Below are 21,842 nucleotides of genomic sequence, written 5' to 3' on the forward strand. Positions count from 1 at the left end.
AGGACGATTAGAAATAGAGCGAGAACGACAGAGTAAATACTATATATTTAGTATTTATTAGTTTATTAGTATCTAATTTAGTTTTTTGGAGGAAATTATGGTAGTAAATGTATCAGGTAATTTGGTCAAAGCTCAACTAATATCCAAAGATGGTGTACCGCCCATCAAATTTATGTTTAATCCGAATGAATTAATCTTTACAAGAACTGCTGAAATTTCTGAAAACTCCGGTGCTCGTACTGAAGATAAAGGATTACCGAAAGTGAGCTTTTCTCATGTGACTGCTTATGAAGTCACTATCAATCAAATCATGTTTGATACTTACGAAGAAGGTAAAAATGTAGTTACTAAATATATTGAACCATTTAAAAAAGCGCTAGAATTTGTGAGTACAAAAGAACGTACACCCATTTATACGTTTAGCTGGGGAAACCAAGTATACTTGCGAAGTTGCTTTATCGAAAGTCTCACCTATAAACTAACTATGTTTTTACCTAATGGTACTCCAGTACGTGCTGTTATTGATAATCTAACTCTAAAAGAAGCCGAGCAACCAAAACCAAGTGGTTCTGTAGGAACTCAAAATCCAACCAATCAACAACGTCAAGAACCAAGTCTTACTTTGAGCCACACCACTAAATAGAATGAACGCGGATTCTGGCTGGAAGTTAGGATTAGCTTTTTGTCCGAATTTGTTTGCACAAAATGGCTGTATTTTCTTTCCTTCTGCCCTCTGCCTCCTGCCTTTCCTCAATAAAAACCAAAAATCCGTACTTTTATATTCATAGCGAGTTATTATGCCTACTTACCGCGCTCTACCCATACTGGAAATAGAAGGTAAAAAAAATCCTCCTACTTTAATGGAAGATATTCTCCATATTTCTGTAGAAGAAAGCCTGCATCGTCCAGGAATGTTTACTTTGATTATCCAGAATGATTACTATCCTGGTCGAAACGAAGATAAACCTTGGCGTCACAAAAACTTATTACAAATTGGTAAATCTGTTAAAATTGGTTTTAATTCCAGCACCACAGAATCCCCTGATTTTGTTGATGAAAATCCAGGTCAAATTCTAGAAGGCGAAATTACAGCAATTGAAACTAATTTTACTAATAAATCCCAAGCTCATTTCATAGTTCGAGGTTATGATTATTCTCACCGCCTGCATCGGGGACGCTATAATCGTTCTTTTGTCAACAAAACTGATAGCGATATTGTTAAACAAATTGCTCGGGAAACAGGAATCAAAACTGGTACTATAGACTCTAGTGGTGTTGTCCATGAATATCTGTTTCAAGAAAATCAAACTAATATGGAGTTTCTGCGAGAAAGAGCAGCACGTATTGGCTTTGAGTTATTTATCCAAAATGGCAAACTTAACTTTCGCAAACCCAAAGCTGACAAGCAAAAATTAACCCTTAAATGGTTAACAGATTTGCATAGTTTTCGCGTTCGCGTTACCAGTGCAGAACAGGTGAAAGAAGTTGAAGTCAGAGGTTGGGACTACACGCAAAAAAAACCAATTATTTCTAAAGCCAAAACAGGTCAAGTTATTACTCAGACGGAAAATGGTAAAGGTAATACTACGAGTAATAAATTTAAGGGTAAACCACCTACGCCAAAAATGATTTTGGTAGACCAGCCAGTGTTTAAGCCCAAAGAAGCTGATACAATGGCGCAAGCTTTATGTGATGAACTTGAAGGACAATTTATTTACGCAGATGCTAAAGCTGAGGGTGACACACTCATTCGACCAGGACGAGTTGTTAACCTGCAAGAGATGGGTCAGCATAGCGGTAGCTATTATGTTACAGAGACTCGCCACACTTACAGCGATCGCATTTACATCACTGAGTTTAGCGTTCGCGGTTCGCGAGGAGGTGACTTGTTATCAGTTATAGCCCCTCAGACTCAATTACAACCAGGTCAAACCTTTCTCGTCGGTATCGTTACAGATAACCAAGACCCCAAAGGCTTAGGTCGAGTAAAAGTCAAGTTTCCTACCTTGACTGAAGAACATAATAGTAATTGGGCGAGAATAGTAGCTCCGGGAGCAGGTTCTAATCGCGGGATATATTGGCTACCAGAAGTAAACGATGAAGTGTTGGTTTGCTTTGAACACGGCGATATCCACCGTCCTTACATTATTGGCGGAGTTTGGAATGGTAAAGACCCAACTCCCAGAACAATAGCCGACACAGTTGTTAGGGGAAAAGTGCGTCTGCGAGAAGAAAAAACCCGTTACGGTCATAAAACAACCTTTGTTGATGAAGATAAAGGTACTGAGAAACGAGGATACTATATACAAACAGGTACTCGCACTGGTCACTGTCTGCGACTTAATGATAGCGAGCAGTTTATCGAGTTAGAAACTATCGGGGGTCATAAAATCCGCTTAAATGACAGACAAAGAATTGTAGAGATTGCTACATCAGGCAGACAAAATATCAGTTTGAATGATATGAATGGCGATATCAGCATAAATGCTAGGACTACGATTAACAATACCGCAGCTGCTACCATTAGTTCTAGAGCTGCCAACATAAATTTACAGTCTAGTAGTGTAAATACTATTAATACTGGTGGTACAAATATTATGACTGCTGGTGGTGCAACTACTATTAATGCTGGTGGTGTAATTACTATTTCTGCTGGTGGTGCAATTGCTATTAATGCTTCCGCAATTACGCTTAATGCAGGCGTCACTACAGTTACTGGCGCACTGATTTTACATGGCGTACCACTATAAGTTTTACCAACTGTCGAGACGCTTAGTCCTACAAATAAAATTGTTGGCGGTTGTCTTACTGTGGTGATTGGTTGTTAAGTGCTATTAACCTTGTAAAGCCCTGCATAAGTTGAGTTTCATTACAACTATTAATATTGCAGAGATACATAAATACACACCTGGTATGGCACAAAAAACTGATTATATCGGTGCGGGCTTTGCTTTTCCCCTGAGAGTAAACGTACAGGGAGGAATTCAACTAAGTGCAGCTGAGCCAAATATAGAAGAATCTATTATGATAATCCTCCGCACGGGATTAGGCGAACGCCTGTATAGACCTGATTTTGGCTCGCGCTTATCTGAGCTAGTCTTTGAACCACTAAATATTCAAACCCTTTTGCTGATTCGTCTTTATATAGAAGAAGCATTATCCATGTGGGAACCACGCATCATTTTAAAAGAAGTGCGTGCTGACCCAGACCCCATCCGCAGCCAAGTCAATATCATTATCGAATACCAACCTAAAAACAGCCCCGAACCCCGCAGCTTGGTCTACCCATTTTATTTAAGGAACGGGGAACAGGAAATTTTAGATTTTGGATTTTAGATTTTAGATTTTGGATTTTAGATTTTAGATTTTGGATTTTAGATTTTTAAGCGAATTACAACCAACAACTAACAACCAACAACTAACAACTAGCATAAAATGGACTTTAATTTTTTACCCAAATTACCAAAATCAAATCTTGACGATCGCACTTATAAAGATTTAGTTGAAGAGTGTATTCTCCGCATTCCTCGCTATTGTCCCGAATGGACAAACTACAACCCCGGTGACCCAGGAATTACTTTAATTGAGATGTTTGCTTGGCTCACTGACCAAATGTTACTGCGGTTCAATCAAGTACCCAGGCGCAATTATATCACTTTTTTAGAGTTGATGGGAATTCGCCTGAATCCTCCAACACCTGCAAGATGCGAACTTACATTTTACCTAACTCAAGCTCAACCCGATATTGTCAAGATTCCCTTTGCTACAGAAGTATCTACTTTGCGAACCGAAACAGAAGAATCGGTGATTTTTACTACTGACCGTGAGTTGGTAATTGGTAATCCGCAAATCAAGCATTTATTAACAGCAGATACACCAGAAGACATCCCCCAACAATTAAGCGATCGCACTCCAGAAAATGCTCAGTGGGAAAATTTTTACACCACGCGGTTGTTCGAGAATTCGATCCCTGGAAACTGCTTTTATCTGGTACTAGAAGACCCCGAAAATTCCTTAGAGGGTAATGTAATCTCTCTTAATGTCAAAGGCGAAGCAGCTCAAACTACTGGTATTAACCCTGACGATCCTCCCCTTATCTGGTCAGCTTGGAATGGGAAAAATTGGCAAGAAATTCTTCGGGTCGAAGATAACACTAAAGGTTTCAGTTTTAGCGAAATCGCTCAACCTTTAGATGGAGCTGACATTATTCTACATTTACCGCAACAATTGCCCAATACTGTCTTTGGTAATGGTTACAAAGGTCACTGGATACGCTGTATTTACACTCAGCCCAAAGAGACACAACCTAACTACAGTAATTCTCCTAGCATAATCAGTCTAACAGTAAACTCTGTTGGTATAGCTGGAAGTGCTACTCAATGTATCCGTATAGAACATGAACTGCTCGGAGTCAGCAACGGTAAAGCAGGTCAAGTCTTTGAATTACAAAGCGACCCCATCCTAAAGCGGATTCCACATTTGGGAGAACATATCCAAGTCAGGCTCCCAGTTGGAGAAATCCAAGATTGGGTGGAAGTTCCCGACTTTGGCGAATCTAGTCCCGATGACCTCCACTACACCATTGATTCCCAAACAGGTACAGTTCAATTTGGACCCCTGATTCGAGAACCAAGTCAACTTAAACAGCATACACATCAACGGGGATTAAAACAACCAGGGGGAAGAATTGTCAAGCGAGAGAGTGCTAGAACAAACAATTTAGCAACTTATATTCCTCCAGTCGCAGAGGATACAGAACTAGTTGCTTTAGAAAGACAATATGGTAAAGTGCCTCCCATAGGTTCCGAAATATACATGGTTGCCTACCGCACGGGAGGAGGTAGCAAAGGCAACGTCCAAGCAGGAAAAATCACTGTAATAAAAAATTCAATTCCTTACGTTCAAAGCGTTATCAACTACGAACACGCCCGTTCTGGAGCCGATGCAGAATCTCTAGATGAAGCTGTAATGAGAGTGCCTCAGATGCTACGTACCCGTGAAACAGCCGTAACTCCGGAAGATTTTGAGCGGGTAGCAAAAGAAGCTGCTCAAAAGGTTGTTGCTCGCGCCCATTGTCTAACTAAACCGGAACAAACAACAGCTGGGATAGTGCGTTTACTAGTTGTACCTAAAAATGTAGAGACAGATACCTTTGATTTTCGCACCGGAATGAGTCCAGATGAATTTGCTCTCTCTGAGGAACTCAAAGCAGAGATTTTGCAATACATGAGCGATCGCAAACCTTTGGGCATACAAGTAAAATTAGAGTCACCTGAATATGTTGGGGTAAGCGTCAAAACTCAAGTCATATTAGAACCGCACTACAACAATCCCCGCGACCAAGAACGAATTCGCTCTCAAATGCTCGAGCTTTTATACCGCTTTTTAAATCCTCTAGTTGGCGGTTTTGAAGGTAAAGGTTGGGAGTTGGGGCGTCCCGTGTATCCTTCAGATATAGTAGCCCTGTGTCAAAAAATACCTGGTATTCGCTATTTAAGCGTAGTCGAACTATTTGGGCTGTTTAAATACGGTGAAGAATGGTTGCGTGCGGATATGCCAGAACCAGAAATCGACCCTGGTCCGATAGGACTGATATGTTCTTGGTCAGATACAAAATCCGAATTGCAACCGAGCCACATCATAGAATTCAGAGATTAGCAATGATTCAATCCATATCTCAGCCAATGTTGGTGCTGTCACTCACCTCGATGCAGCTCCCAGAAACCACAGCATCAACATCTTTATCCCTAAAAGGGGACGTCCGGGAAGAGCTAGTCAACCAAGATTTGCTAGGGCGTCCTGGAGAAACAAGCGAAATGTTACTTAAAATAGAAAACACTTCAGGTCGTCCATTACGATGGAAACTGGAAATTGAAGGAGATTTTCCCAATAATTGGTATAGTTGGAGTCAGCTAAACTTTGACGAAATTGATCCCAACCAAAAGGTTGATAAAACAATTTCTTTTCATATACCAAATGATTTTTTTGAAAATCAATCGGCATTAAGTTCCGAAAAACGTCAACTCAAAATTAATTATCAAAGCCAAATTTCCCTCTATTTACAATCAGGTGACTCTCAACAACTCATAGACTACCGAACCTTTAACTTAATTGTACGCCCTAAAACTTCTTACCAAAACTTATTACCAGAAATTTATCGAGAAGCAGACTTTGCGGCAAGATTTGTCAGCATTTTTGAGCAAGCTTTCGACCCCGCAGTTCAAATCGCAGAAACCCTTTGGGCTTACTTAGACCCTTTAACTGCACCCAAAGCACTACTCCCCTTTCTCGCCCATTGGGTAGCTTGGGAAATTGATGACCGTTGGACTCTTGACCAGCAACGGCGTTTAATTCGGAACGCAATAACGCTTTACCGTTGGCATGGAACTAGCTGGGGTTTGCGTCTTTATTTACATCTTTACACGGGTTTACCGTTAGAGCAAATTCAAATTCGAGAAATTTTTAATCAAGGTTTTGTGTTCGGTCCAACACGCATCGGTGAAGACTCTATGTTAGGGGGTGGTCGTCCTTATCATTTTCAAGTCGAGCTGCAAGCAAATAATCTCGAACAAATAGATGAAAAACTAGTCCGAGAGATTATTGAACGGCAAAAACCTGGCTTTTGTTCCTATGAGCTTGATATTAAAATTTCAAGCTTCTAATGGTTTAAGATTAGTCGCCAATGCAGAACTCGGCGTTTAATTTATCTCAGCTAAGCAGAAATAGGCTGTCCTATAGTATGTACTTTTACTAATCCTAAATTTCCACGAGCTACCATAATGCCGTCAGCAACTTCTATAATTTTATCGATGTTCTCTACTGCTTCTCGTCTTTCGATTTTGGCGATAATACGAATATTTGTATTTGCTCCTTCAATCATCCTTTGTGCTGGTTCTAAGTCTTCAGGCGATCGCACAAAGGAAACTGCTACTAAATCTACACCAGATTGAATCCCAAAACGCAAATCGCCCAAATCTTTTTCTGTTATGGATGTTACAGGTAAACGTGTCTCTGGCAAGTTCACGCCTTTTTTACTAGATATCAAACCGCCAATGATAACCTGTGCGCGAATCTTATCCGCATCGCGATCGCTAACAATAACTTTGATGCGACCATCATTAATGAGAATGGGTTCTCCACGTCTGACCATAGCAAATAAAGTTGGCAACGGCAGAGGGATTTCGTCAGCACTTTTGCCTTCTTTTTGCAGTACAAAAGTGACTTCTTGACCCGCTTCTACAGTAAAGCCCTCTTGTGGTACGATTCCCAACCGAATTTTTGGACTGCACAAATCTTGCATAAGAGCAAGAGGCTATTAACTAGTTAGTACTTTGCTAATATTTCCTTACTTTTCTTCAAGTATGCTAATATGAGCGGTATGGCTTACATACCACTCAGAGTTGGGTTTTGGTTTTTAATCTAACTGTATCATTTTAATACAATCTTGCATTTGTTGGGTTTCGCTTTCGCTCAACCCAACCTACACCATCCGTGTTGTGTTTAAACTGCGACAGCAGTGCGTTCTAACAATCCTTCTTTTTGTGCCATAGCCAACATCAAGTCAATGACACGATTTGAGTAACCCCACTCGTTGTCATACCAGGCAACAACTTTAAAGAAATTAGAGTTAAGTTCGATACCAGCACCAGCATCAAAAATACTGGAACGAGAATCGCCCTGAAAATCTGTGGAAACCACTTCATCTTCCGTGTAACCTAAAATTCCTTTTAGCTCACCTTCAGAAGCCTCCTTCATAGCAGCACAGATTTCTTTGTAACTAGTAGCTTTAGCAGTTTTGAAGGTCAAATCAACAACAGAAACATCGGGGGTAGGAACTCGGAATGCCATACCGGTTAACTTACCCTTCAACTCTGGTAAAACCAGTGCGACTGCTTTGGCTGCACCTGTAGAAGAAGGTATAATGTTTTGTGCTGCACTACGTCCTCCCCGCCAGTCTTTTTTACTGGGACCGTCTACAGTTGGCTGAGTCGCAGTCATTGCATGAACTGTAGTCATTAACCCTTCGGTTAATCCAAATTTGTCATTGAGTACTTTAGCAACAGGTGCCAAACAGTTAGTAGTACAACTAGCATTGGAGACAACTGTGTTTTTTCCTGGATCGAACAAGTGATGGTTTACACCCACTAACAGGGTGGGAACTTTATCCGGGTCTTTAGTAGGAGCAGAAATTATAACTCGCTTTGCTCCAGCTTGCAGGTGGTTTGCAGCACCTTCAAACGTGGTAAACAAACCTGTAGATTCCACAACATAATCTGCACCTAATTTACCCCAAGGTAATTCCGCAGGATTTCTAACGGACACGCAAGGAATGAAATGTCCATTGACAACAATACCATCTTGCTTTGCCTCGACCTGACCCTTATAACTACCGTGAGTTGAATCGTACTTCAACAGGTATGCCAAGTTATCTGGTGGTACTAGGTCGTTTATGCCAACAAACTCGATGTTAGGGTTGTCTATACCAGCACGAAACACAAGTCGCCCAATACGACCAAATCCATTGATGCCAACTTTCAGCTTACTCAAGATGAAACCTCCTGTTTCGGGATTGGGATTGGGATTGGGAGTTAGGGATTGGGAATTTTTCCAAATTTTCAGTCCCTTCTTGACCCAATCCTGCCAAAATATGTTAGATAAAGCCTAGTTTAATTGGCATCTTTTAAGATTTGTGAGGAAGGGTTAGTGGTTAGTAGCTACTGGTCACTGGTCATTGGTCACTGGTCACTGGTCACTGGTCACTGGTCAACTAACAACTTAATACGGCCACTTCCATTCACGAACTTCTGGCATATCTTCGCCGTACTTGTAAATGTAGTGTTTGTGCTCAATGAGCTTGTCTTGCAGTGTCTGCTTCACGTAAGCTGCTTTATATCCCAGTTTCGATACGCGATTTATTACGTCCATCGCTAGGTGGAAGCGATCTACATCGTTGACTACTGCCATATCAAAAGGTGTAGTTGTTGTTCCTTCTTCTTTATAACCCCTGACGTGGAGGTTTGCATGGTTCTTGCGACGATAGCTTAAACGGTGAATCAACCAAGGATAACCGTGGAAGGCAAAGATAATTGGCTTGTCAGTCGTGAAAATGCTGTCAAAGTCGCCATCGTTGAGTCCGTGGGGATGTTCGCTTGCGGGCTGGAGTTTCATTAAGTCTACGACGTTTACAACCCGTACCTTGAGGTCGGGGAAGTTTTGCCGCAGAATGTCTACAGCCGCCAAAGTTTCTAGTGTAGGAATATCTCCCGCACAAGCCATCACTACGTCTGGTTCCCCGCCTTGGTCGTTACTTGCCCATTCCCAAATACTTACGCCCTTGGTGCAGTGTTTGATTGCCGCATCTATACTAAGGTACTGCAATGCTGGTTGTTTTCCAGCAACGATGACGTTCACATAGTTGCGGCTCCGCAAGCAATGGTCAGTTACCGACAGTAAACAATTGGCATCAGGTGGTAAGTATACCCGAATCACGTTTGCTTTCTTGTTGACCACTAAGTCAAGAAAACCGGGGTCTTGATGGGAGAAACCATTGTGGTCTTGACGCCAAACGTGAGATGTGAGCAGGTAATTGAGAGAAGCAATTGGTCTGCGCCAAGGAATATCATGGGAAGTATCAAGCCACTTAGCGTGCTGGTTAAACATGGAGTCTACAATATGGATAAACGCCTCGTAGCAGGAGAAGAAACCGTGGCGACCCGTCAAAAGATATCCTTCCAACCAACCCTGACAAGTTGTTTCGCTTAGAATCTCCATGATTCTACCGTCGGGTGAGAGAGCATCATCGTAAGGATATTTCTCAGCTACCCAAGTTCGATCTGTCACTTCAAAAATAGCATCCAAGCGATTTGATTTAGTTTCGTCTGGACCAAAGATGCGGAAGTTACGGCTATCTAGGTTACGTTTCATGACATCCCGCAGGAATTTTCCAGATACTTTTGTGGCTTCACCTACAGTTCTGCCAGATTCGGTAACATCGATCGCATAATCGCGGAAGTCAGGCATTTTCAAATCCCGCAGTAAAAGGCCACCATTAGCGTGAGGGTTATCACTCATGCGTCGGTGTCCTTTTGGAGGTAGTTCTAACAGTTCTGGGATCGGTGTACCGTTCTCATCAAAAAGTTCTTCTGGTTTATAACTTCTCAACCACCCTTCCAAGAGTTGTAAATGTTCTGGGTTTCCTTGTAACTCGCCAAAAGGAACTTGGTGCGATCGCCAGTAATCTTCTGTCTTCTTACCGTCAACTTCTTTGGGACCCGTCCAACCTTTAGGGCTCCTCAAGATAATCATAGGCCATTGCGGGCGTTGGGAGAAGCCATTATTACGAGCGTCTTCCTGAATTTCTTTAATCTCGTGAGTTATGGTTTCTAAAGTTGCTGCCATCAACTGGTGCATGGTTTCGGGATCGGAACCTTCCACAAAATAAGGTTTGTAACCGTAACCTACAAACAGGCTTTCTAACTCTTTGTGGCTCAACCGTGATAGCACTGTTGGGTTAGCAATTTTATAACCATTCAGATGCAGAATTGGAAGTACCGCACCATCATGAACCGGGTTAAGAAACTTGTTGGAGTGCCAGCTTGTTGCAAGGGGTCCAGTTTCTGCTTCGCCATCCCCAACAACGCAACCAACAATCAGGTCTGGGTTGTCGAAAGCTGCACCATAAGCGTGGACGAGGGAATAACCCAATTCACCGCCTTCATGAATAGAACCGGGAACTTCCGGAGTACAGTGGCTACCGATCCCGCCAGGGAAGGAGAACTGTTTGAAAAGTTTTTGTAATCCCTCCGCATCTTGGGACACATTTGGGTAATACTTGCTGTAAGTGCCTTCCAGAAATGTGTTGGCAACTATTCCAGGACCGCCGTGACCGGGACCTGCAATATAAATCATGTCCAGATCGTACTTTTTAATGATCCGGTTGAGGTGAACGTAAATGAAGTTCAGACCGGGAGTCGTTCCCCAATGACCTAACAATCTAGGTTTGATATGTTCTATTTTCAGTGGTTCTTTCAGTAGTGGGTTGTCGAGTAAATAGATTTGACCTACAGAAAGATAATTCGCTGCACGCCAATAGGCGTTTATTTTCTGCAGTTCTTCATCTGATAACGGCTTTGTTTGCGGACGGCTAGCTAAAGTCATATCAAAACTCCATCACAAAAGGATGTTTGCAGATTCCCACGAGTAAGTTTATTTGCCTGCGGTATGGGGATTATCTTACCGATAACACAATAGTATAGAACCTGGGGCTATACGAACCTGACCTAAAAGCGTAGGTTTTTCTGAGGTACTATACCCTTTTAGATATCAAAAAAACCAGATAAATAGGTTTAATTACCTTTATGAAAGGCTAACAAATGAAGTCAATTCTTGGTTGATTTGTAACAAATATTTTATTTCAATCTAAAAAAAAATTATTTTTTAATCATTAAAATTCTATTTCTTCCGCTTATCTCTACCTTTTGATAGAGGCTTAATATATAGGACTCCTATTTGATTTTTGAAGTATACGTAGGTAGGGCTAAAGCCCACCAGAAGCTTTATGTGGTGGGCTTTAGCCCTACCTACTAAGATTTTTTCATAAATCGTTTAATTGTGAATTTCCAACAATCCCAATGGAGGCGTAATCTCAACACGACCAGCTTCTAAATCAACAACTGGAACAATTGCCGTTACAAAAGGAATCAAAACAGTCCTTTGTTCTTTGTCTCTTAAAGAATCTAGCTGCACCTCTAGCAAGTCATGTCCTGCTGAGAGGAGATCCACCACCGTTCCTACAAACTCTCCAGATTCTTGCATAAAGACTGACAAACCAATCAAATCCAAGACATGATACTCATCTTCCCCCAATTGAGGACGATCGCTCTCCAACACCAGTAACTTATAGCCCCGCAACTCATCAGCCCGATTGCGATCGCCAACTCCAGCTAACTTCACGATGTACAAATTTTTCCCTTCGACATTGCGTCCTGCTATCAACTCAATAGGTTGCGGTTCCATGTAACCCGGACACCACAACCACCGTTTTCCAGGAACCTCAAATCGTTCGGGAAAATCCGAGTTCGACAAAACACGGACTTCACCATGCACTCCCTGTGGAGAAACAATTGTACCAATCGCTATCCAACCATCAGGGACAAGAGGGGGAGACGAAGGAGAATTTTTCTTTTGCTTCCCCTGCTTCCTCATCTTCCCCTGCTCCTTATTCTCTTTCTTCGCGCTCTTTGCGTCTTCGTGGTTCATTCAAACATTTACAGCCGATACTTGATAAATCTGTTGCACAACCTTTGCCAAACGCTCCATACCAGTAGCAATTTCCTCATTACTACCAGTCAAACTAATACGGACACACTGCTGCTTGTGTACCCACTCCTCCTGCAAGCCAGGGAAAAAGGTACTGCCAGGTACAACTATAACACCCACCTTCTTAAGTTCCTGATAAAACTCCCAATCCGTCATTGGCAAATCTTGCAACCATAACCAAGCAAATATCGCCCCTTCACCTCGATGGAGAAACCAAGGTAAATCCTCAGGCATGAACTCATTCAAAGTACTTTCCAAAACGGTAAACTTGTTTTGGTAAAAAGGACGAATCACAGAAGTAGAAATTTCTGCTAGCGCACCAGATTTAATCGCGATCGCAGCAATTGCCTGTCCGTACCTTGATGCATGGAGACAAGCATTGGTTTGGAAACACTCCAAAACTTGAATCACCTTTTCATCCCCGATAGCGATCCCAACACGTTCTCCTGGCAACCCTGCTTTCGACAAACTCATGCAGTGAACGATGCCATCTCCAAAAATCGGTGTCAAGTCAGTAAAGTTCAATGCTGGGAAGGGAGGACCGTATGCTGAGTCAATAAACACTGGCACATCATAAGGTGCAGCCAGGGCAGCAATTTTCTTCACCTCGTCATCAGTCAGGACATTACCTGTGGGGTTACAGGGACGAGAGAAGATAACACAACCTGTTTTTTCTGTAATCGACAAGTTGCTAAAGTCCGGGCGGTATTTAAACTTGTGCGCCCCTGCATCTATATCTAGTGTTGGTTTGTAAGCAACAAGTGCTTCTGGCACCAAAGTGACACCACCATAACCAGTGTAGTCCGGACTGAGGGGTAAAACAATTTTTTTCAGTTCTCCGCCAGTGGTGTAGCCGCCAAAAGCATTAGCCGCATAGAAGTAAAGACTTTGACTGCCTGGGGTAATCAAGATGTTGCGATCGCTCAAATTTAACCCATAGCGGTGATTAAAATCATTGACAACAGCCTTAATCAATGATGCATAGCCCTGACTCGATCCGTAGCGGCAAACCACCTCGCCATAATCTGGGCTAGAGAGCAGTTGTGCAGTACAATCTCGCCATAACTGCTCAACTTCTGGCACAATCAAGGGATTGCCAGCACTCAAATTTATCAACTGCCCTGTACTAGATCGTAAAGTTTCGATAATATCCTTCATAATGGCTCTAACGCCAGTTAGTTTGGACATATTGACGCCGAATTGAGTCAGGGCAGGGTTCATAAGCGGTACAAAATGACTGTTAATTTACTACATGGACAGATTTAAGGCATGGTTGCTGCTGACAAAAAGAAGTTTGCCAGGAGCCACACTGCCACTTCCTTACCACTGTAACTAGAGAATAGCAGTATCGTACAGCAGTACTTCCTTTATAACTGTTCTTCTCTGTAGAATAAAGATACAAATCTGATAAAAAATACATAGTACAGACCAGACGCAGGCTCAAAAATTCCTTAAGATCTATAAAATATGCTTATTGGTAAAATCACGGGTTTGCCGGGAGAGTGCTATCGATTCAAAAGCAATGAACCTTTACTATTATATGAACCGCAGACAGTTTGGGTGTTGAGATCGGGTTCAATGTCACTATTTGCGCTCGCAGTTAACAATGGCAACCCAGAGGGAAAGCGGCGTTACCTGTTTAGTGTTAAATCCGCAGAAGCAATGTTCTCAACAGCACCAGAGTTTCAAAGCGAGCAGATCCAAATTTTAGCAGTGTCACTTGAGGAAACAGAACTGCTCAAAATATCCCGACAAGATTTTGAGTACATGCTCGCAAACAAACAAAGATATGCGGTGGATTTGGTAGAGCGTTGGATACATCAACTGGGTTCGGCTGTTGCTCGCGAACCCGATCGTAGCTTAAATCTGCGCGGAGCGGAGCCGGGAATTCAGTTCTTCTCCTTAGCCAGTGGCGAGGTATTTCGACCTGAAAATAGCGTATCTTGGGTACAAATCCAACGTGGTTATGCCAAATTAATGGGCTTTCCCGAACTGGTTTTTGAGCCTGCATCTGGTTTATTACCTTTGAGTGCTGATATGTGGTTGCTCTCTGAGGACACATTAGACTTAAAAAGTCTTCGCACTGAAGAGATCCAAGAAGCAGATACTTTAATGGTGAGTCTGGCTCAACTGCAAATGGATTTCCTACAAATGATTCACTTGCTCTCTCAGCAAGAAATTCAGCAAGAAATTTTGAGGTGTCAAGAAAGAGAAAACCTCAAACGTCAGGTGATGGATGAAACATTAGGGGAACTGTCATCCGTACTGCAACAACGGGAAACAAGTACGGAAGCGCAAGTGATACATGGCAGTTTCCCAGACCGAGCTCTGTTAGCTGCTGCTGGGGCTGTCGGACGTGCTTTAGGGATTAGGATTTGCCCTCCATCTCAGTCAGAAGACTTCAAACGCCTCAAAGACCCCCTAGAAGCGATCGCCCGTGCGTCACGAATTCGGATGCGTCAGTTGCATCTGGTAGGGAACTGGTGGAAACGTGACTGCGGTCCGATGCTAGCATACACTTTAGAAGGGGAAAGTTCAGTAGCTTTGTTGCCAGTTCAGGGCGATCGCTATGAAATTTACGATCCTCTCAAGCAAACTCGCACCCCCGTAGATGAGCAAAGCGCTGCTACGCTCTCCACCACTGCTTATGTATTTTATCGACCTTTGCCCGATAAAGACCTCAAAACCTGGGATATATTTCGATTTGCACTGCAGGGTCATTTTAAAGATATAGTTATCATCCTATTCATTGGAATTGCTGTTTCTTTACTAGGGATGGTAACGCCCCTGGCTACTGCTATTCTCATGGACAACGTCATCCCAGATGCTGACCGGGGATTATTGCTACAAATTGCTTTGGGTCTTTCCGCAACAGCTTTTGGAGGTACAATCTTTCAACTGACTCAGGGGCTTACCCTAGTAAGACTGGAGACGTTTGCTGACTCATCCACTCAAGCGGCGGTGTGGGACAGACTGTTGAAACTGAAAGCATCTTTTTTTAGTCAGTATTCTATCGGGGACTTAGAATCCAGAGTTTCTGCCATCAGCAATATCCGTTCCAAACTGAGCGGTACAGTTCTCAAAAGTATTTTCTCTGGCGTGTTTGCCTTCTTAAACCTGGGATTGCTTATCTACTACAACGGTTCGTTAGCTGCGATCGCGATCGTCGCAGCAGTTGTAAATATAGCCCTGACTTTTATCTCTGGTATGCTCACCCTCCGCAAGGTTCGTCCCCTATTGGAGCACCAAGGACAAATTTTTGGCGTGATGGTGCAGTTAATCAATGGGGTTGCCAAATTGCGAGTCGCTGGGGCGGAAGAACGCGCTTTTGCTTACTGGGGTAAACAGTATAGCCAGCAACTCAAATTGATGTTGAGTACCCAAGTGATTGAAGACATTCTTGCCATCTTCAACAAAGTTTTGCCCGGTCTTACATCTTGCGTGCTGTTCTGGTTTACTGCCATACTACTACAACAGAGCCAGCAAACAGAAGGCAGCCAAGCACTATCCATTGGTACTTTCCTGGCGTTCAACGCTGCTTTTGGCATCTTTATAAGCGGTGCCACCAACTTGAGTACAACTATTGTGGATGTTCTTCAAATTGTACCTTTGTGGAAGCGTGCCCAGCCAATTTTGCAAGCCGAACCAGAAGTTAATAATAGTAAAGCAGATCCCGGCCGGCTATCCGGTAGAGTCGTTGTAGACCACGTGGTTTTTCGTTATCGGAATGATGGACCCCCAATCTTAGATAACGTGAGTCTTCGGGCTGAACCTGGAGAATTTATTGCTTTGGTAGGGACTTCTGGAAGTGGTAAATCAACTTTGTTTCGGTTATTACTGGGATTTGAAACTCCAGAATCTGGCAGTATTTATTATGATGGACAGGAGTTGACAGGATTGGATATTCATGCATTACGCCGACAGATGGGTGTTGTGCTGCAAAATAGCCGCTTGATGTCAGCTTCCATCTTTGAAAACATTGCTGGTGGAGCTAATGTTACAATTGATGAAGCATGGGAAGCTGCTCGGATGGCAGGTTTTGCAGATGATATCCAAGCAATGCCAATGGGTATGCACACTGTTGTCAGTGAAGGAGGTGGTAATCTTTCTGGCGGACAACGGCAAAGGTTGTTAATTGCAAGGGCATTGGTATTGAAACCACGAATTTTGCTATTTGATGAAGCGACCAGTGCCTTGGATAACAGAACCCAGGCTATTGTGAGTGAAAGTCTTGACCAATTAAAGGTGACGCGCATAGTTATTGCTCACCGACTCAGTACAATCCGCAATGCTGACCGTATCTATGTGCTTCAGAACGGTCGGATTGTACAGCAGGGTAGTTTTGAGCGGCTTGCCAAGCAAGAGGGGTTGTTTGCTCAACTGATGATGCGGCAGAAGCGTTGAAGAAGGCAAAACCAAAAGGCAAAAGGTGGGTATATATAGCTTAACATAATAGGACTTACGCAAAGCCCCCCTTTTTAAGGGGTTGGAGGGATCTGCAACACGTGCAAACCCCAGAATATCGTTGACGTTGCGTAAGAAAACACGTAGGTTGGGTTGAGGAACGAAACCCAACATTTACAGACATTTGTTGGATTTCTCCAAGGGGTTACCCAACCTACAATTTCCTCAGCCCTTGCAGTATTGACTCCCTTCCCGCCCAAAGATTACCTATCTAAATGAACCGCAAAGACGCAAAGAGCGCAAAGAAAGAGGAACATATGTTCGGTAGTCTATAGGCGAGTTTTGCTAGAACTACCTATTGAAGAACGTAACTTGTTAAAACCGCTACTAAATTTAGGGGAAACATCAAATTGAGATTGAACCGAAATGATGATTGGCGATCGCTCTTCCGGGAAAACTTTTTGGTTTACTGATATTGGGTTATCTCGATCAATTTTCCCGCTAGCCCAAGGCTGTGGCGACCAAGGTGCTCACCCACAAAACCAGGCACTTTCTCAAAAAGCAAAACGCCTCTAGTACATGAATTCTGGAGGCGTTTTGGTCGGGTTATAAAGTTCATTTAGTTATTGTCTGTATATATGGACAGTTTAGTCGGTAAATTCAAATTACGGAGTGAAGAACGCATGAATATATCTGGAGTTTTATCAAAAGACTATTAAGATGGGGCGAACGCGAAAAAGCCCCAGCCAGTACTGGACAATTCACACCCAAATATTTAGACTAGTCTAAAATCAGTCTAAAACTTTATGGAATCAATCGGCTCATACGAAGCAAAGACACACCAACAAGCCTTCTTGAACGAGTGACAAAAGGAGAGGAATTTACGATCGCAAAGTATGGAGTCCCGATTGCACGACTCGTTCCTGTAGAAAAAAGAGTTGATGAGATGGTAGGAAAAATTTTTAAAGGAGATTTGATACATCGAAACGCACTAGATAAAGCATTAGAAAAAATCAAAGAATTAGAAGGTACTGATAAATGACAACGAATCAACCATCAACCATAGAAGAACGATTAAGCAGGCTAGAAACTTTATTTGTTAACGTTGGCGAGAAAGTTGCTCAGCATGACGAAACAATCGTGCAACATGACGGTAACATTGATGTGCTAGTAGCCAACATCCAGGAACTAAAAGAAACCGTCCAAAATTTAACTGAACAAACTACCCGCAACGTTAATAGATTGGCAGAAGAAGCTGCACTTGACCGTCAGCAAGCTGCACTTGACCGACAAGAGTTCCGTAGACAGATGGAGGAACGCCAAAGGGAAATACAGCAAATTTGGCAATACTTGCAGAATCGCAACGGGGGAAGTTCACCACCGCAATCATAATATGTCTCAAAATGTTGTATACTTTGCACGGTCATAAGCTGAATAATTCAAATGAACAACATCCTTTGTAGGGGCGCAATGCCTTGCGCCCCTACACTTGGGTTCAAAAGCGCAATCTATACCCGTGGGAAGTATAATTTATGGGTTACAGCATTGTCTACAGTGCATGGTGGACACTGAAATTGTCAGCAGACTTGACAAAAGTACGCTCATGATTCTTGCAAAAAATCCATTTTTATTGAGAATGAACGACGAACGAATCAGTCTTTAGAAAAAACGTGAGTGGTTACTCTCGCAAATGTTGAGAAAGATCCGGGTAATGCGTAGCCTTATAAAGGGGGGAAACTAGATTTGAGGTTCCCTCCCCTTTCCAAGGTCTGGGTTAGGGTGGGGTAAAAACAACGCTAAAAATACAGTCCATTAGTTATTTCAGACTTGTGTGTACACGGTAGCCTTAAAAAGGGGGGCTTTACGTAAGTCCTGTTCATTTTGCAACTGATACGTCACATCCAGATGGGGAATTCCTAAGCTTGTGAGGTGCGATCGCAGGCGCATTAGCTACAAGTATGACATCCCCATTTGGATTGACTACCCAGCCTTGAGCTTCGACAATTTCATCTATAGATGTACTGACAAAATCCGTATTTCGTAAGTTTTCTCCCTCTCTCCCTCTGTCCCTCCCTCCCTCTCTCCCCCTTGGTACAGCAGTGAGTCGCCAATCTTCCCAAACGGGATCGCTGTTAAGTGTGTTGTTAGGAGAAGGAGGTAAACCACCACGTCCGGTATAAGTGAAGCTACTGTTTGCAATTCTGGCACAGATATTATCATCGACTAAACGCCCCACATCCACCACATCTACTGTTAAGGGAACTAATCCTTGACTGGGATCGATATCAGGTGTGTTGACTTGTACTGTGCCATTGAATTCAGGAGTTTTGCCTATGGCAGTGATGTCACTAGTCAGGGTGCTAGGTGAGTTCTGAAATTGAGCACCGAGCAAGGCTTGTGTATTAATTCTAACTCTACCTCCAAGAGATTCATTAGAATCAGCACTAATATCGCTGTTTTCAAACGCTGCTAGAACGTCAGTATCAATGTTGATATTGCCACCAATGACACCAGTACCTGTAGCATTGGCAGTGATTCGACTCTCATGACGCAGTACCACACTTGCGGAGTTAAGATTGATATTTGCTTGTTGACGAATTGGGTCAGTGGTAACACTGCTTGTATTAGCATCAATGCGAGAGTTACTGTCTAAAAGGATAAAGTCAGCATTTACGTTGACATTGCCTGCATTTCCCCGCCCTCGACTTCTAACTAATACTTCCGCCCTATCTTTTATAGTGAATTTATTTGTATTAATTATTACATCTCCAGCCCTTCCTGTTGAATTTTCTCGAGCCAATGCACCCAAAGCACTGCCAAGAAGTTCTACGGTATCAGAAGCATTTACTATTACATTACCGCCACTACCTGTACCAGAAGTACTAGCGCTGATTTGTGCTCCTTTGTCAAGAAACAAAGTCCGAGTATTAATTGTCAAGTTCCCCGCTACTCCTGTTGCACCTCGAGTATTTTGTTGAGTATATAAGCCACCTGGATTCGTTCTCTGAGGGGTAAGGGGAGCACCAATAAGTTCTACAACACCATCATTAGTATTAACGGTCAAGTTTCCTCCCCTACCATTGCTAGAAGTGCTAGCACTGATAAACGCTCCATTCTCAAGACGTAACAGAGGAGTATTGATTGTTAAGTTTCCCGCATTACCTGTAACAGGTTGTTGTGTTTGAGAGGTTAAAGCGCTGAAGAATCTTTGACCATCAAAAAGATCGGTAAGTTGCACAGATTCAGTAGCATTAACAGTCAAATTAGCTCCATTACCCGAACCAAAAGTGCTAGTACTGATACGTGCTCCATTAGTTAGGCTTAACACGCGAGTATTAATTATTAATTCTGTATTTACATTTGCCAACCCACGAACTTGAATAAATAACCCAGTGGGAAATGGATTACTATTGTTATTGATAAGTTTTACTGTATCAGCATTCACTGTCAAATTTCCAACTCTTCCCGCGCCTTTGGTAACAATGCTGACTTGTGCTCCATCTTGCACTTGCAATAGGCGCGTATTGATGATTACATCTCCTGCTGCCCCTGTGGCGTAGTCTTCTGCTTGAGCGTACAAGCCTCCAGGAAACTTATCATTGCCGTTGCCGTATACACCACTCAGTTGCACTTCATCCGAAGTGTTTACAATCAAATTGCCACCTAACTTTGAACCGAGAGTACTGGTTTCAATTACGGAACCATCGCTTAATTTCAGGCTTCTCGCTGTTACTTGAACATCTCCGCCACCATCGCCCGTGGCATCTACTGCTGTTTGTTGAGATAGTTTAATACTTCCCAAATTTTCCAAACCACCATAGCTTAGAGAAAAGCCTTTTTCTACAGGAACGAGATTCACTAAACGATTAGAACCAGCACTACCTAATTCAATTCGCCCTCCCGCCGTCTTGAGTGTTGCCCCTTCTAAGGAGATATCTCCACCTACTAAAGCCAAGGTTTGATTCTCTTGCACGCGCAAAGCGACATTAGTATCTATTGCAGGAGATGGTGGAATCCTTCGACTTCTGATCCCCTGTCCGTCTCCCTGTACTTGAATTAAACCGGGATTTGCCCCAAATTGTAAACCAATGGGAGTACTAACAGTTAACAGAGGTGTTGTTTGCGGGGTTGTACTATATTCAAACCCATCAGCAAACTTTACGCTATTTGCAGTTGTGGCAAACAAAGAGCCACCAATTTCTAAACGAGCATTTTTCCCCAATACAATCCCATTAGGATTGATAAGAAATAAGTTAGCTGCACCATTCGCTTTAATTAATCCATCAATATTCGAGGTCGATTGACCGGTGACTCGAGTAATAATATTTTGAATGTTCTGGACGTTATTAAAGTAAGCTGCGATCCCATTTGGGAGAGAAAACTCGGAAAAACTATGAAATAAATTGCTTCCCGATTGAGTACCACCTTCAATATTGATGATATTGTCCGTTATTCTAACGCGAGAATTTTCTGGTAGATTAGTATCTGGAATAATTTGAGCGCTTGTAGAACTTCCCCACACGAACAGCGCAATACTGTTTGCAATTCCCAACCATCGCCACCAGTTTAAATGCATATTTATTCCTAATACTTGACTTAAAGAATGGCTTGACTACAAAGCGCTTTTCCTCTTTCTTTGCGCTCTTTGCGTCTTTGCGGTTTATTTAAACAAGTAGTCTTCAGGCGGAAAAAGAGTAACAGATCTCTCTCTTCTTACCTCTGCGTACTCTGCGTCTCAGCGGTTAAATAAATGACTTTTGACCCTTCTAGGCGCAGAGAGCGCAGAGAAAAAAGATGAGGAATTGCCGCCTGAACCACAATTTTATGTGTTACCTTGACAGGGTTATATTCCCAGAGGTTCTTCTACTTACATTGGCGTGGGACTCGAATCCCACCATCCATGGTATCCCGTTGCTGATGGACATCCCGGTCTGCCACCACTAACCGCATCTAAATCGTCTTCATTAACTTCTTCTACACCTGGAATTGATTTTTGTTCGGATGCTAACTCGTTATTTTGGTTGTTCTGAATCTTTTGTTGATTTGTATGATTCTCGGTCATGTGTTGGTTTGCATGATTCTCGGTCATTGTCATTATCTCCTTGTTAATTGGCTTTAGT

The 21,842-nt window shown here is 42.6% G+C and carries 15 protein-coding genes; 8 read left to right on the forward strand and 7 right to left on the reverse strand.

The features are described 5' to 3' along the window. The first annotated feature begins 97 nt into the window (after positions 1 to 97). From WA1_RS19880 to WA1_RS19900, 5 genes are all read left to right on the forward strand, one after another. On the forward strand, positions 98 to 643 hold the full coding sequence (locus WA1_RS19880; RefSeq protein WP_017741801.1) for a CIS tube protein: 546 nt from the start codon (positions 98 to 100) through the stop codon (positions 641 to 643). Between the two features lie 154 nt (positions 644 to 797). Next, positions 798 to 2,750, forward strand: a complete 1,953-nt coding sequence (locus WA1_RS19885; protein ID WP_017741800.1) for a VgrG-related protein — start codon at positions 798 to 800, stop codon at positions 2,748 to 2,750. A gap of 163 nt (positions 2,751 to 2,913) precedes the next feature. Next, positions 2,914 to 3,336, forward strand: coding sequence for a GPW/gp25 family protein (locus WA1_RS19890; protein ID WP_017741799.1), 423 nt, complete (start codon positions 2,914 to 2,916; stop codon positions 3,334 to 3,336). 99 nt (positions 3,337 to 3,435) lie between these two features. Continuing rightward, on the forward strand, positions 3,436 to 5,658 hold the full coding sequence (locus tag WA1_RS19895; protein ID WP_017741798.1) for a putative baseplate assembly protein: 2,223 nt from the start codon (positions 3,436 to 3,438) through the stop codon (positions 5,656 to 5,658). A gap of 2 nt (positions 5,659 to 5,660) precedes the next feature. Next, complete coding sequence (locus tag WA1_RS19900) at positions 5,661 to 6,662, forward strand: phage tail protein (protein ID WP_033334773.1); 1,002 nt, start codon at positions 5,661 to 5,663, stop codon at positions 6,660 to 6,662. A gap of 50 nt (positions 6,663 to 6,712) precedes the next feature. Here the strand turns inward: WA1_RS19900 and WA1_RS19905 are convergent, their stop codons facing one another. The 5 genes from WA1_RS19905 to WA1_RS19925 all read right to left on the reverse strand — a co-directional run bounded on the left by WA1_RS19905 (position 6,713) and on the right by WA1_RS19925 (position 13,539). Beyond that, on the reverse strand, positions 6,713 to 7,300 hold the full coding sequence (locus WA1_RS19905; RefSeq protein ID WP_017741796.1) for a pyruvate kinase: 588 nt from the start codon (positions 7,298 to 7,300) through the stop codon (positions 6,713 to 6,715). 200 nt (positions 7,301 to 7,500) lie between these two features. Next, positions 7,501 to 8,547 (reverse strand): type I glyceraldehyde-3-phosphate dehydrogenase, encoded by a 1,047-nt coding sequence (gene gap, locus WA1_RS19910; RefSeq protein WP_017741795.1) that lies wholly within the window; start codon positions 8,545 to 8,547, stop codon positions 7,501 to 7,503. Between the two features lie 228 nt (positions 8,548 to 8,775). Beyond that, entirely contained in the window at positions 8,776 to 11,157 is a 2,382-nt protein-coding gene (locus WA1_RS19915; RefSeq protein WP_017741794.1) for a phosphoketolase family protein, read from the reverse strand. A 447-nt stretch (positions 11,158 to 11,604) separates the two neighbouring features. Further along, positions 11,605 to 12,258: a ribosome maturation factor RimM gene (gene rimM / locus WA1_RS19920; protein WP_017741793.1), complete on the reverse strand. Its 654-nt coding sequence runs from the start codon at positions 12,256 to 12,258 to the stop codon at positions 11,605 to 11,607. Next, positions 12,259 to 13,539 carry a valine--pyruvate transaminase gene (locus WA1_RS19925; protein ID WP_017741792.1) on the reverse strand — a complete coding sequence of 427 codons (1,281 nt, stop codon included), beginning with the start codon at positions 13,537 to 13,539 and terminating at the stop codon, positions 12,259 to 12,261. A 246-nt stretch (positions 13,540 to 13,785) separates the two neighbouring features. On the opposite strand from WA1_RS19925, the gene WA1_RS19930 reads away from it, so the two are divergent. The 3 genes from WA1_RS19930 to WA1_RS19940 all read left to right on the forward strand — a co-directional run bounded on the left by WA1_RS19930 (position 13,786) and on the right by WA1_RS19940 (position 18,114). After that, the gene (locus tag WA1_RS19930) at positions 13,786 to 16,722 is read left to right on the forward strand and encodes an NHLP bacteriocin export ABC transporter permease/ATPase subunit (RefSeq protein ID WP_017741791.1); all 2,937 of its coding nucleotides are present in this window, start codon (positions 13,786 to 13,788) and stop codon (positions 16,720 to 16,722) included. An 862-nt stretch (positions 16,723 to 17,584) separates the two neighbouring features. Further along, entirely contained in the window at positions 17,585 to 17,764 is a 180-nt protein-coding gene (locus WA1_RS19935; protein ID WP_017741789.1) for a type II toxin-antitoxin system Phd/YefM family antitoxin, read from the forward strand. Next, positions 17,761 to 18,114 (forward strand): hypothetical protein, encoded by a 354-nt coding sequence (locus WA1_RS19940; protein ID WP_017741788.1) that lies wholly within the window; start codon positions 17,761 to 17,763, stop codon positions 18,112 to 18,114. Before WA1_RS19935 ends, WA1_RS19940 begins: the two co-directional genes overlap by 4 nt. A gap of 484 nt (positions 18,115 to 18,598) precedes the next feature. On the opposite strand, the gene WA1_RS19945 is transcribed toward WA1_RS19940, so the two are convergent. Together WA1_RS19945 and WA1_RS19950 are read right to left on the reverse strand one after the other, a co-directional pair. Then, positions 18,599 to 21,298, reverse strand: a complete 2,700-nt coding sequence (locus WA1_RS19945; protein WP_017741787.1) for a two-partner secretion domain-containing protein — start codon at positions 21,296 to 21,298, stop codon at positions 18,599 to 18,601. A gap of 291 nt (positions 21,299 to 21,589) precedes the next feature. Then, a complete protein-coding gene (locus WA1_RS19950; RefSeq protein ID WP_017741786.1) occupies positions 21,590 to 21,811 on the reverse strand; it encodes a hypothetical protein in 222 nt (73 codons plus the stop codon). Between the last annotated feature and the right edge of the window lie 31 nt (positions 21,812 to 21,842).

The organism is Scytonema hofmannii PCC 7110 (assembly GCF_000346485.2).
In the GTDB taxonomy this organism is placed as follows: domain Bacteria; phylum Cyanobacteriota; class Cyanobacteriia; order Cyanobacteriales; family Nostocaceae; genus Scytonema; species Scytonema hofmannii.